At 58.2% G+C, this 11,906-nt stretch carries 12 protein-coding genes; 6 read left to right on the top strand and 6 right to left on the bottom strand.

Annotated features, from left to right (window positions below):
• Positions 1 to 20: 20 nt before the first annotated feature.
• The 6 genes from atpG (at position 21) to FHK95_RS15780 (ending at position 6,286) form a co-directional block, all read left to right on the top strand.
• A complete protein-coding gene (atpG, locus tag FHK95_RS15805) occupies positions 21 to 881 on the top strand; it encodes a F0F1 ATP synthase subunit gamma (protein ID WP_150305596.1) in 861 nt (286 codons plus the stop codon).
• A gap of 50 nt (positions 882 to 931) precedes the next feature.
• The gene (gene atpD / locus FHK95_RS15800) at positions 932 to 2,308 is read left to right on the top strand and encodes a F0F1 ATP synthase subunit beta (RefSeq protein ID WP_150305595.1); all 1,377 of its coding nucleotides are present in this window, start codon (positions 932 to 934) and stop codon (positions 2,306 to 2,308) included.
• A gap of 42 nt (positions 2,309 to 2,350) precedes the next feature.
• Positions 2,351 to 2,794 carry a F0F1 ATP synthase subunit epsilon gene (locus tag FHK95_RS15795; protein WP_150305594.1) on the top strand — a complete coding sequence of 148 codons (444 nt, stop codon included), beginning with the start codon at positions 2,351 to 2,353 and terminating at the stop codon, positions 2,792 to 2,794.
• Between the two features lie 197 nt (positions 2,795 to 2,991).
• Positions 2,992 to 4,356 (top strand): bifunctional UDP-N-acetylglucosamine diphosphorylase/glucosamine-1-phosphate N-acetyltransferase GlmU, encoded by a 1,365-nt coding sequence (gene glmU, locus FHK95_RS15790; protein WP_150305593.1) that lies wholly within the window; start codon positions 2,992 to 2,994, stop codon positions 4,354 to 4,356.
• A 187-nt stretch (positions 4,357 to 4,543) separates the two neighbouring features.
• Positions 4,544 to 5,728 (top strand): C17 cyclopropane fatty acid synthase CfaB, encoded by a 1,185-nt coding sequence (gene cfaB / locus FHK95_RS15785; protein WP_150305592.1) that lies wholly within the window; start codon positions 4,544 to 4,546, stop codon positions 5,726 to 5,728.
• Between the two features lie 96 nt (positions 5,729 to 5,824).
• Complete coding sequence (locus FHK95_RS15780) at positions 5,825 to 6,286, top strand: DUF192 domain-containing protein (protein WP_206668598.1); 462 nt, start codon at positions 5,825 to 5,827, stop codon at positions 6,284 to 6,286.
• 1 nt (position 6,287) lies between these two features.
• Here FHK95_RS15780 and FHK95_RS15775 read toward each other — a convergent pair whose 3' ends face one another.
• The 6 genes from FHK95_RS15775 to FHK95_RS15750 all read right to left on the bottom strand — a co-directional run bounded on the left by FHK95_RS15775 (position 6,288) and on the right by FHK95_RS15750 (position 11,819).
• Positions 6,288 to 6,683, bottom strand: coding sequence for an NADH:ubiquinone oxidoreductase (locus tag FHK95_RS15775; protein ID WP_150305591.1), 396 nt, complete (start codon positions 6,681 to 6,683; stop codon positions 6,288 to 6,290).
• 29 nt (positions 6,684 to 6,712) lie between these two features.
• The gene (locus FHK95_RS15770) at positions 6,713 to 7,684 is read right to left on the bottom strand and encodes a CobW family GTP-binding protein (RefSeq protein ID WP_150305590.1); all 972 of its coding nucleotides are present in this window, start codon (positions 7,682 to 7,684) and stop codon (positions 6,713 to 6,715) included.
• A 190-nt stretch (positions 7,685 to 7,874) separates the two neighbouring features.
• Positions 7,875 to 8,237, bottom strand: a complete 363-nt coding sequence (locus FHK95_RS15765) for a DUF3301 domain-containing protein (RefSeq protein WP_150305589.1) — start codon at positions 8,235 to 8,237, stop codon at positions 7,875 to 7,877.
• Positions 8,238 to 8,304: 67 nt separating this feature from the next.
• Complete coding sequence (gene tsaA, locus FHK95_RS15760) at positions 8,305 to 9,003, bottom strand: tRNA (N6-threonylcarbamoyladenosine(37)-N6)-methyltransferase TrmO (protein WP_150305588.1); 699 nt, start codon at positions 9,001 to 9,003, stop codon at positions 8,305 to 8,307.
• A 1-nt stretch (position 9,004) separates the two neighbouring features.
• On the bottom strand, positions 9,005 to 9,937 hold the full coding sequence (locus FHK95_RS15755; RefSeq protein ID WP_150305587.1) for an alpha/beta hydrolase: 933 nt from the start codon (positions 9,935 to 9,937) through the stop codon (positions 9,005 to 9,007).
• A 220-nt stretch (positions 9,938 to 10,157) separates the two neighbouring features.
• Entirely contained in the window at positions 10,158 to 11,819 is a 1,662-nt protein-coding gene (locus tag FHK95_RS15750; protein ID WP_150305586.1) for a long-chain-fatty-acid--CoA ligase, read from the bottom strand.
• Positions 11,820 to 11,906: the final 87 nt, after the last annotated feature.

Below are 11,906 nucleotides of genomic sequence, written 5' to 3'. Positions count from 1 at the left end.
TCGTGCAATTGAGGTGTGACATGTCAGGCGCAAAAGAGATTCGCGGTAAGATCGCGAGCATTAAAAGTACGCAAAAGATCACCAGCGCCATGGAAAAGGTGGCGGTCAGCAAAATGCGCAAAGCTCAACAGCGCATGGCTGCCAGCCGTCCATATGCTGAGCGTATCCGTCAGGTAATTGGCCATCTGGCCAACGCCAACCCGGAGTATCGCCATCCGTTCATGCGTGAGCGTGAAACCAAGCGGGTGGGCTATATCGTGGTCAGCACGGATCGTGGTCTTGCTGGTGGCTTGAACACTAACCTGTTCAAGGCGCTGGTTCAGAATATGAAAGAGTGGCGTGACCGCAACGTTGAGACCGAGCTGTGCGTGATTGGCAGCAAGGGCGCTGCGTTCTTCCGTAGTTACGGTGGAAACGTGGTAGCGGCCATCAATGGCCTCGGCGAGCAACCGACACTGAATGACCTGATTGGCAGCGTTAAGGTGATGCTTGATGGCTACCACGAAGGACGTATCGACCGTCTGTTCCTGGTTTCCAACAAGTTTGTTAACACCATGGTGCAGCAACCCCAGGTAGAGCAGCTGATTCCGCTCGTTCCGGCTGACAAGGAAGAACTGCAAAAGCAGTGGGACTACGTCTACGAACCGGACGCACGCGAGCTGCTCGACGGATTGCTGGTGCGCTACATCGAGTCACAGGTCTATCAGGCGGTGATCGAGAACAATGCCAGTGAGCAAGCTGCCCGAATGGTTGCCATGAAAAGCGCTACGGATAACGCAGGGGATATCATCGATAACCTGCAGCTTATCTACAACAAGGCGCGTCAGGCAGCAATCACTCAGGAAATTTCGGAAATCGTCGGCGGCGCCTCCGCGGTCTGACGCGACCCGGTCTAGCGATTACGGTTTCATACCACTTAGAGGAACCAAACATGAGTAGCGGACGTATCGTTCAAATCATCGGCGCCGTCATCGACGTGGAATTCGCACGCGAAGACGTACCGAATGTGTATGACGCGCTGCACGTTGACGAAAAGGGTCTGACCCTGGAAGTCCAGCAGCAATTGGGCGACGGTATTGTACGTACCATCGCCATGGGTACCACCGAAGGTGTCAAGCGCGGCCTGGCCGTCAGCAGCACCGGTGCAGCCATCAGCGTTCCCGTGGGTATCAAGACCCTGGGCCGGATCATGGATGTACTCGGCAACCCGATCGACGAAGCCGGTCCGATTGGCGAAGAAGAGCGCTGGGGCATTCACCGTCCTGCGCCGTCTTACGCCGAGCAGGCAGGTTCGAACGAACTGCTGGAAACCGGCATCAAGGTAATCGATCTGATCTGCCCGTTTGCCAAGGGCGGTAAAGTCGGTCTGTTCGGTGGTGCCGGTGTCGGCAAGACCGTAAACATGATGGAACTGATCCGTAACATCGCCATCGAGCACAGCGGTTATTCCGTATTTGCTGGTGTGGGTGAGCGGACTCGTGAAGGGAACGACTTCTATCACGAGATGAAGGATTCCAACGTACTGGACAAGGTAGCGCTGGTATACGGCCAGATGAACGAGCCGCCGGGTAACCGTCTGCGCGTCGCTCTGACTGGCCTGACCATGGCTGAGAAATTCCGTGACGAAGGCCGTGACGTACTGTTGTTCATCGACAACATCTACCGTTACACACTGGCCGGTACGGAAGTATCCGCACTGCTGGGTCGTATGCCTTCCGCGGTAGGTTATCAGCCAACACTGGCTGAAGAGATGGGTGTTCTGCAGGAGCGCATTACCTCCACCAAGCAGGGCTCCATTACGTCGATTCAGGCGGTATACGTACCGGCCGATGACTTGACTGACCCCTCGCCAGCCACCACCTTCGCCCACCTGGATGCGACCGTAGTACTGTCCCGTGATATCGCCTCCCTGGGTATTTACCCTGCGGTAGATCCGCTGGACTCCACTTCTCGTCAGCTGGATCCCCAGGTGATTGGTCAGGAGCACTACGATACTGCCCGTGGCGTTCAGTATGTTCTGCAGCGTTATAAAGAGCTGAAGGACATCATCGCGATTCTGGGTATGGACGAGCTGTCTGAAGAGGACAAGCAACTGGTAGCCCGCGCTCGTAAGATCCAGCGCTATCTGTCGCAGCCGTTCTTCGTGGCTGAAGTCTTTACCGGTGCACCGGGCAAGTACGTTTCGCTCAAGGATACTATTCGTGCCTTCAAGGGCATTCTGGATGGCGAGTTCGACCACCTGCCCGAGCAGGCGTTCTACATGGTCGGCACCATCGATGAAGCCATCGAGAAAGCGAAGAAAATGTAATGCTAGCGCCCGCGCAAGCGGGCGCAGAATCGAGGCAATGAAATGGCTATGACAGTGCACTGCGATATCGTTAGCGCGGAAGAAGAGCTGTTTTCAGGCCTGGTCGAGATGGTCGTAGCACACGGCAACATGGGTGATCTGGGTATTCTGCCCGGTCACACGCCGTTGCTGACCGACCTCAAGCCGGGTCCGGTTCGGGTGATCAAGCAGGATCGCAGCGAAGAGGTGTTCTACATCTCTGGCGGGTTCATCGAGATTCAGCCGAGCATGGTCAAGGTGCTTGCCGACACGGCTATCCGTGCAGGTGACATTGACGAAGCAGCTGCCGTCGAGGCGAAAAAAGCTGCCGAGGCCGCGCTGAGCGAGAAAGGTGCCGAGTTTGATTATGGTGCCGCTTCCGTGCGACTTGCCGAGGCCGCTGCGCAATTGCGTACCGTGCAGGAGCTTCGCAAAAAGTATGGCGGACCAGCAGTTAACAACCGCTGAGTTCAGACAAAGGCAGCTTCGGCTGCCTTTTTACTGTCTGGCTATCTGGTCAGATCCACAGAAAGCGAAACGGCTAGACCGCTGGAACAGACCAACGGGCTTCCCAGAGTTGGCATCCATCCCGGGCGTCGCTTGCGGCCATCGGCTCGCGGCTTCTATCATTGCCCTCATCAATACCACATCCCAGGAACGGATCAATGAATCTGCACGTAGTCATCCTCGCCGCGGGACAAGGCACCCGCATGCGTTCTGCCTTGCCCAAGGTTCTCCATCCGATAGCGGGTAAGCCCATGCTCGGCCACGTCATCGATTGTGCCCGGCAACTATCGCCAATGAAGATCCACGTGGTTATCGGCCACGGCGCCGAACAGGTGCGCGAGACGCTTGATGCGGCGGATATCAACTGGGTGATGCAGACCGAGCAGTTGGGCACCGGCCACGCGGTGGCGCAGGCGTTGCCGCATATTTCGGCCGCCGAGCAGATTCTCGTGCTGTACGGCGACGTGCCCTTGCTGCGCGCTGAAACCCTCAGCAGGCTGAGTCAGCAGGCCGGGAGCGCTAGCCTGGGTTTGTTGACCGTGGAGATGGCGAACCCGACGGGCTACGGACGTATCCTCCGTGATGCGACCGCAAGCGTACAAGCGATCGTCGAGCAGAAAGACGCGAGTCCAGAGCAACTGCTCATCACTGAAGGCAACACCGGCATCATGGCATTGCCGGGCACACGCGCGGCCGATTGGCTGGGCAGTCTGTCCAATGACAATGCCCAGGGCGAATATTACCTGACCGATGTAGTGGCTCTGGCAGTGTCCCAGTCAGTCGCCGTGGAGGTCGCACAGCCTGACGACGAGCTCGAAGTGATGGGCGCCAACAACCGGCAACAGCTGTCCGTGCTCGAGCGCGCCTGGCAACAGCAGCAAGCGCTGCGGCTCATGGAGCAGGGTGTAACCCTGGCTGACCCGGCGCGCCTGGATGTGCGGGGCGAGGCCATCGTCGGTCGCGATATCTTCATGGATATCAACGTGGTGCTGGAAGGACGCGTGACCATCGGTGATAACGTCCATATCGGTCCGAATTGCGTACTCAAGGATTGCCAGATTGACGCCGGTACGGTTATCAAGGCGTTCAGTCACATCGAGGGCGCACAGGTCGGCGAACGTTGCGACATCGGGCCTTATGCACGCCTTCGACCCGGTACGGTGCTGCAACGCACGGCCAAGGTGGGCAATTTTGTCGAAACCAAAAAAGCCGAGATTGGTGAGGGTGCGAAGATCAACCACCTGTCCTATGTGGGCGATGCACGCGTCGGCAAGCATGCCAATGTGGGGGCAGGCACTATTACCTGCAACTACGATGGTGTGAACAAGTTCATGACGCTGATTGGTGAGGGTGCGTTTATCGGGTCCAACACTGCCTTGGTGGCGCCCGTCAGCGTGGGCGATCTGGCCACGACTGCAGCCGGTTCCACCATTACCGCCGATGTTCCCGCTGGAGCCCTGGGCGTCGCCCGTGGTCGGCAGCGCAATATCGAAGGCTGGAAGCGCCCCACCCGCCAAAAGTGACCCACGCAGGCCCGCACCCGGTTTCTGTGCGGGCCCACCTCCCTCGTCCTGCAAGCGAAGCGGCAATCCGCGTTCAACGTTCGGTCTCGACGCACCTCAGCCGTCGCTCGGTTCGTACAAAATAGATATTTGCGCAGGCTCATCTATATTCAATGGGTATATCTGACCTGAACAGGAGATATCCCTGATGTTTGCGCAACTATCGGAAAGCCTCAGCCGGCTCAAACTGCCGCTGAGGGTCGAGATGAAGGGCGGTCCGAGCATGGATCTTGGCCCCTCACCCACCGTCACACTTGAGATCAACGATCTGTCGCTGCTGGCGGAGCTGAAGGAACCGAGTCTGGATAAGCTGGGCGAGGCCTACATCGACCAGCGGATCGAAGTGCGTGGACAGATTATGGATGTCATCGAGGTCGCGGATCGCCTGAGTCAGGGCCTGCTCGGTGAGGCCAGTGAGAAGCCGCCGGAACGCACTGCGCACGACAAGCAGCTGGACGCTGAGGCTATTGCCTACCATTACGATCTCTCCAATGATTTCTACAAGCTCTGGCTCGATCCGGAGATGGTGTATTCGTGCGCCTATTTTCACAGCCCGGATGACAGCCTGGCCCAGGCTCAAATACAGAAGCTGGACCATCTGTGTCGCAAGTTGCGCCTCCAGCCGGGCGAGCGTTTGCTGGATGTTGGTTGCGGTTGGGGCGGGTTGGCCAGGCACGCGGCCAAGCATTACGGAGTGCAGGTGTACGGCATCACCCTGAGCAAATCGCAGCTTGAACTGGCAAACGATAGAGTAAGCCGTGAGGGCCTGACCAAGGAGATCCAGCTGGAGTTGTTGGACTACCGTGATCTGCCGGCAGACGGTTCGTTCGACAAGGTCGTCAGCGTGGGAATGTTTGAGCATGTCGGCCATGCCAATCTGCCGGAATATTTCCGCATCCTGTTTGAGCAGCTCAAACCGGGTGGCCTGGCACTGAACCATGGCATCACTGCCAGACATGTCGATGGTAGGCCTGTTAGCCGTGGCGCAGGCAAATTCATCGGGCGCTACGTGTTTCCCCACGGAGAACTACCCCATCTATCCACCGCGATAGCCCAGATGAGTGATCAGGGGCTGGAAGTGGTTGATGTGGAAAGTCTGCGCTTGCACTACGCAATGACGCTGGAACATTGGAGCCGCAATCTGGAAAATGGTCTGGTGGACGCAGCGAGCTTCGTTCCGGACAAGACGCTGCGGATCTGGCGGATCTATCTCGCAGGCTGTGCATATGGCTTCAAACGCAACTGGATGAACCTGCATCAGATACTGGCGGTCAAGCCACGTACTGACGGTGGGCATTCGCTGCCCCTGACCCGGGCGGACCTCTATCGCTGACGGGTCCGTGTAGAACCTGATTCTGGCTGAAGGCTACGCCTGCTGTTACATTCTCAGGCTACCGGTTTTGGATCCGGACTGATTAAAGGATACGTAGTGAAAAAAATCTGGCTGATCCGGATGTGCTCGCTGGTGGCCTTGCTAGCGGTAATGACCGTACAAGCAGATCCGCTGCAGGTTGAACTGGGTGGCGAGGTCTTTGATTTGGAGCTGGTGGATGATCCGGCAAGTCGTCGTCAGGGGCTGATGGGTAGAGAGCATCTGGCTGCCAACGAAGGCATGCTGTTTGATTTCCCACCGGACACGACCCCGGCGATCTGGATGCGCAACATGCTGATCAGCCTCGATCTGCTGTTTGTCGATGAGCAGAGCAGGCTGGTGAAGATTTTTACCGAGGTACCGCCCTGTAGCGCGACGCCCTGCGATATCTACAGGGTCGAACGGCCGATGCGGTTTGTTATTGAGCTGCCCGCCGGAACAGCATCCCGGCTCGGACTCGAAGCAGGTATGCCGCTGGACCTTGGATCTGTCAGTCACCGTTCAGCGCCAGCGCAATGAATCAGGTTTCCGGATCACGCCCGCTGTCTGGTGTCGCGCCGGGCTCAACCCATCGGCCCTGGCTGATCTTTTCACAATAAGCTTTCAATACGGGCGCGTCAGTGGCGTTGGAGTAGTAGTAGATCGATTGCTGGTAGCCGACCCCTTCTGTGCGTGAGCCTTCACAAACGCCATAGGCGTCGCCCGGACAGGCTTCAACGGTACTGATCGCGAAGCTACGGTCTGGAATATTCGGTCGACAGAAGTTTTCCGTGAAGAGATTCTGGGGAATATTAATGTTCTCCTGGCACAACCGTATCGGCTGGTGATCGTCATCTGACTCGATCAGGCAAGCCGCAGCCTGAATCTCAGCCGTGAGACATAGCAACAATATGGGTGCGAGCAGTTTTTGCTTCATAGGGTATCGGCGATTATAAAAGCCAGACTTTACTGTTTACGTCGCGCTGCCTGCAAGCCGCTTTCCAATTGTCGCGGGTCAGGCCGCTGGGTCATCAGCAGTTCGATTCGATTGTCATTGCGCCAGGGGCTGGGTTGCCAGTTCAAAGTGTTTTCACCGGTGCCATTGAAGCTCATCCAGCCATCCTCGGTGTGCGCGATGCCCTTGGCTCGTTGCCAGTCCGACTCGCTTAACCACTCCTCCAACGCCTGACGTTTGAACTGCTGCGCCGGATGAATCTGCCACCCAATGCTGTACCAGACATCCCGACTGGATTCGCGACGGTGCCAGTCATCCACGGTGCGCCAGAGCATCCCAGGCCCGGCAGGGGTGTCAGGCAAATCATCCAGAGCAGGCGCAACGGATAACGGCCCTGTCTGCCGCGGTACGTTTTCCCAGGGCAACTGGCTGTGTTGACACCAGTAAGCTGGAGCACTGGTCTCCAGCCCGGCGAGCACTGCTTTGCGGTCTGGCATACTCAACTCGGCCGATTTGTTCAGAATCAGCAATCCGGCTCCGGATAAGGCCGACTGCTGTGCATCGGGCAAGGCTTTTCCGCTATGCAGGGCGTGTGCATCGAGCACCATCAGCATGGGTTGCAGTGCGAGTACGTCCTTCCACGGGAAGTTGCCCAGCTGCGACAGAAGTGCGGCCGGGTGCCCAAGGCCAGAGGCTTCAATAAAAAGTCGATCAGGGCGAGTACGCCGTAATAACCGACTCAGGCCGACCTGGAACGGCAAGCCGTTCACGCAGCAGAGGCAGCCGCCAGGCACTTCCGCCAGGCTCACGCCCTCGTCATCGTTCTGCAGCAAGGCCGCATCGATACCTACCTCGCCAAACTCATTGATGAGAATCGCCCATCGCTCGCCTTCCGGCCGCTCCGAGATGAGATGTCGCAGCAAGGTCGTCTTACCGGATCCGAGTGGTCCAGAGATGAGATGCGTGGGGATCTGTTCAAGCATGGCCATGCCCTGAAAGGTGGTGGTCGAAAGCCGTCGCACAATCAAATGACAGAGTGGCGGAATTTTGCTTCGGGGTCTGTCGAATTGGTCGCAGCCTGAAAGGCTATCGTCGCCCGCTTGCCGACAGGTTCCACGTGGAACGAAGCGGCGATCCAGCTGATCAGGTTAGACGCGAACCCAGGCGGATTCCCTAGCGCAGGGAATGAACGTTGGACGGCGGTTCATCCGGGCATGCGCCGGGAAACGGATGAGGCGCCAGCTCCAGGTTGAGCAGTCTGCCCCCGTGCAGCTCGATATAGCCGGGGTAACGACGTTCTCCGGTTACGCTGAACTCGAAGCCATAGCGTCGGATCAGGCCCACCCGACCGCTACGGTTGCGGCCCGGTCTGATGCGGATCAGTGCAATGCTTTCATCCAGCAACTGGACATCGGCCTTGCTGCAATGACGGCGCACCTGCTCCAGAGCGCGGTCGCGCAGGCCCACGCTCTGCCATATCCAGGTGCCGGCCCAGAGCGCCAGAATCAGCAGGGCAACGTGACCCAGATCAATCATCAGTTGGACACTCCGCTAGTGGGGAAAAGCTGATTATTGCACGGTGGGTGATGCAGAACACCCCATCTCAATGTTTGGCGGGTAACAGCCCAAGCACGCAGATGCTATCGGCTGAGGGGTAATGCCAGGTGACATTGAAATCCCAGAACAATGCGCCGTACCAACGGTCCGGACTGGGTTGCTGATAGGCGGGTTTGGGGTCCTGCGCCAGGCATTGTTCGACCAGTTCGACAACCGGCTGTTGGAGTCGCTGAGCATGCTCCTGTGCCTGGCGCAGCGCCTCCGGCGTCCATTGAACCTCGATTAGCGCCGGCGCAGCGGCGGCCAGAGCGTTGGTCGCATGGGGCACGGCGTCGACATAGGGCACGTAGGGCTTGATATCCAGCACCGGTGTGCCGTGCAGCAGATCGTGCCCGGAGATCAGCAGCCGACCGGGCTCGACGGCTTCGAGGGTAACTACCGATTGGCCAATCGGGTTGGGTCGGTGGGTGGCGCGGCTGGCGAAGACGCCGATTTTGCGGTTACCACCCAGCCGGGGTGGCCGTACCCTCAAGTGCGCTTCACCGGAGGGCGCCGCATGGAAGACGAACAATACCCAGATGTGACTGACTGATTCCAGACCTTCCGTTGCCTCGTGCTGATCATAGGGAGCAAGCAGCTCAATGATGGCGCGCGACGCGGGTGCCAGACGAGGCTGGCGGGGGATTGCGAATTTCTCCCGGAAACACGAGTCGACCCGGCCTATCGCCTGGAAATTGAAGTTCACACTAGCCCCGTGGAACTGGTGGTATGGATGCCGGATGATCGTATGTCACAAAATGACTGCCATTCTCGATCTCGATGATCTGCAGGTTTTCCGCCTGTTGGGCACTGGCGCGCATCGACGCTGGATCCAGAACACGGTCATTGGCTGGTACCAACACCGCGCCACACCGAACATTACGGTAGATTTCCAGGCCGGTCGAGGCCGCCCAGGACTCCATATCCTTGAGATTGGTAATCATTGTAGACACATGCCGGGCATTGAACGGCAATCCTGTGATCAGAGCGCGTTTGTGCGGGTCATCTAGCGGGCCCCAACGCTTGCGGTTCTTGTCGGAAACGGGTTGTTGCTGCCAGGCTACGAGGTAAAAGGGTAAGAGCCAGCTGACGATTGGCGAGATCGATTCAGTCGGCTTGGCCTGGGGCAGTACGGGAGCCTCCAGAATGACCTCGGCATCAGCGAACAGATCCGGTCGCTGGCGTGCGGCTTCCAGCACGACGGCGCCTCCGCGGGAGTGGCCATGCACGCGTAGAGAATGATGGCTGACCAGGTGCTCGATTGCCAGGTTCAGCACCGCAGCATCGTAGGCAATGGTCCCTGGCTGGTATTTAGGGACAAAGGTCCACTCGGCCGCCACGGGCTTCTGTTTCTCGATGGGCAGATGATAGTCCGCGCAGTCAAGCGCGATCAGCTCCAGATGGGGCGCTGCATAATACTGACTGAAGTACATGCAGTTTTCAGCAAAGCCATGTACTACCACGACGCTGGTTTTGGTATCGGTATTGGCTCGCCTGGTGATTGCCGCCTTGCCAACCCGATAGACTTCACCTTCGAAGGGAATAGGCGCGAGGGGTGGCGTTTCCCTGCGAAGCAGAAAACGTCGAACATACACAACGATCAACAGCGCAAGGCCGATGAGTCCAATCAGCATTTCCATATGTACCTAACCTTATGTAATCGCGGATGGTATCGTAATGGAATCAACGTGCAATTGATTCACCCATGCGGGCGACAGATTATGGTGAACATCCCGTGCTAGAGCGGGCTTTTGCGGGAGAATAGCAGCTTCTGGACGATGTTGCGGAAGGCAATATCAGGGTAATAGGCCGACCGTCCAAGGCGTTGGGCGGTCGGCTTTTTTGCCGGGCACAAACAGCTTAGCTGGCGGCCTCCCATTGCTGTTCCTGGAGGGCACGCCACATGATCTTCCCCGTAGGGGATTTCGGCAGATTCTCGGTAAATTCGATCAATTTAGGGCATTTGTAGGCAGACATGTTCTGCTGGCACCAGTCCAGTATGTCCTCGGCGCTAACCTGCTCCTGGCCTGCACTGCGCACAATCATCGCCTTGACGGTTTCGCCGCGGCGTTCATCCGGTACTGAAATTACGCAGACTTCCTGCACCGCCGGGTGTCCGTACAGCAGCGACTCGACCTCCGCTGGCCAGACCTTGAAGCCGGATGCATTGATCATGCGCTTGACCCGGTCGACGAGGAAGAAATAGCCCTCCTCGTCGTAATAGCCGATGTCACCGGAGCGGAAGAAGCGTTTACCATCCAGCTCGATGAAGGCTTCAGCGGTCGCCTCGTCACGACGCCAATATCCTTGGAACAGCTGCTCGCCCTGCATGATGATCTCGCCGCTTACACCGGGGCCGACTTCCTCCAACGTATCCACACTGATTACCCGGGCATCGACCCCAATGATTGGAATGCCCAGGCATTGCGGTTTGGGCGCCTGAGGCGGATTCATATGGGTGGCGCTCATGGTTTCGGATAATCCGTAGCCCTCGGAGTACTGCAGCCCGGTTTTGCCTTCCAGCTTGGCGGCCACCGCAGCGGGCATCGCCGCACCGCCGCCGCCAATGGATTGCAGGCTGCTCAGGTCATACTGGTCGATGGTCGGCTCGGAGAGCAGATCCACCACCATGGTGGAGATGTTCCGCCAGCTGGTGATCTGGTGCCGTTCAATCAACTGGGCGGCGGTCTTGCGGTCCCAGCGCGTCATCATCACTTGCGTGCCGCCGATGTAGATCGCACTGTTCATGCACACCTGCATACCGGTCACGTGGAACATCGGCACCGATACCAGCTGCACGCTGTGATGCTGAGCGTTGCCCCATACCGAACAGTAAACGGTGGTCGCCATGACACTGTGATGCGTATGCACGCAGCCCTTGGGATTACCGGTGGTACCGGAGCTGTAGGGGATCACACAGAGATCATCCGGGCCGGTGGTCAGCGGGCCGGGGGCCTGGTTAGCCGCGAGGGCGTTTTGCCAGGCCACCAGGCCAGGTCTATCGGGAATGTAGCCGGTCAGCTGTACCGCGTCGGGCAACTCCACCTCAGGCGGCTCGCGGACATACTCGCCATAGGCGGTGACCACCACGTGGCGCAGCGATCCTTCATCAAGCAGTTCGGTGATGTTGTCCAGCAACTCGAGACCGCACAGGGCAACATCGGCCTCGGTATCGGTAATCAGATACTCCAGCTCGGCGTGGCGGTTCATTGGATTGACCGGGACGACCACGGCATTGGCGCGCAGGATTGCGTAGAAACCGACTACAAATTGCGGGCTGTTCTGCATGTACAGCAGTACCCGGTCACCGGCTTTGACGCCATTGTGCTGCAGATGCCCGGCCAGGCTTTCTGCCTGACGTTCAAGCTCGCGATAGCTCAGCGCGGTACCGTAGTAGAGGATCGCCGGATGGTCCGGGTAGCGCAGGGCGGACACCGTGAGATTGCTATACAGGCTGGTCTTGGGCAAATCGAGAAAATGCGGTACCAGGTCGGGCCACACATCGTAGTGTCGATCGAACATGTTGTTATTCTCCGGCGGGCATAAATACTGACGCTCGAGAGTAGCTGCAGCCGGTGGTGCTGCAAACTGCCAACAGTTTCGTTGTTG

The organism is Pseudomonas saliphila (assembly GCF_008638345.1).
Lineage (GTDB): Bacteria > Pseudomonadota > Gammaproteobacteria > Pseudomonadales > Pseudomonadaceae > Halopseudomonas > Halopseudomonas saliphila.
This window is presented reverse-complemented; position numbering and strand designations above follow the sequence as displayed.

Coding starts and splice junctions, on each gene's coding strand:
- FHK95_RS15750 (WP_150305586.1), bottom strand. CDS start 11,819: ATGTTCGATCGACACTACGATGTGTGGCCCGACCTGGTACCGCATTTT.
- FHK95_RS15795 (WP_150305594.1), top strand. CDS start 2,351: ATGGCTATGACAGTGCACTGCGATATCGTTAGCGCGGAAGAAGAGCTG.
- cfaB (WP_150305592.1), top strand. CDS start 4,544: ATGTTTGCGCAACTATCGGAAAGCCTCAGCCGGCTCAAACTGCCGCTG.
- atpD (WP_150305595.1), top strand. CDS start 932: ATGAGTAGCGGACGTATCGTTCAAATCATCGGCGCCGTCATCGACGTG.
- FHK95_RS15770 (WP_150305590.1), bottom strand. CDS start 7,684: ATGCTTGAACAGATCCCCACGCATCTCATCTCTGGACCACTCGGATCC.
- FHK95_RS15755 (WP_150305587.1), bottom strand. CDS start 9,937: ATGGAAATGCTGATTGGACTCATCGGCCTTGCGCTGTTGATCGTTGTG.
- atpG (WP_150305596.1), top strand. CDS start 21: ATGTCAGGCGCAAAAGAGATTCGCGGTAAGATCGCGAGCATTAAAAGT.
- glmU (WP_150305593.1), top strand. CDS start 2,992: ATGAATCTGCACGTAGTCATCCTCGCCGCGGGACAAGGCACCCGCATG.
- FHK95_RS15765 (WP_150305589.1), bottom strand. CDS start 8,237: ATGATTGATCTGGGTCACGTTGCCCTGCTGATTCTGGCGCTCTGGGCC.
- FHK95_RS15775 (WP_150305591.1), bottom strand. CDS start 6,683: ATGAAGCAAAAACTGCTCGCACCCATATTGTTGCTATGTCTCACGGCT.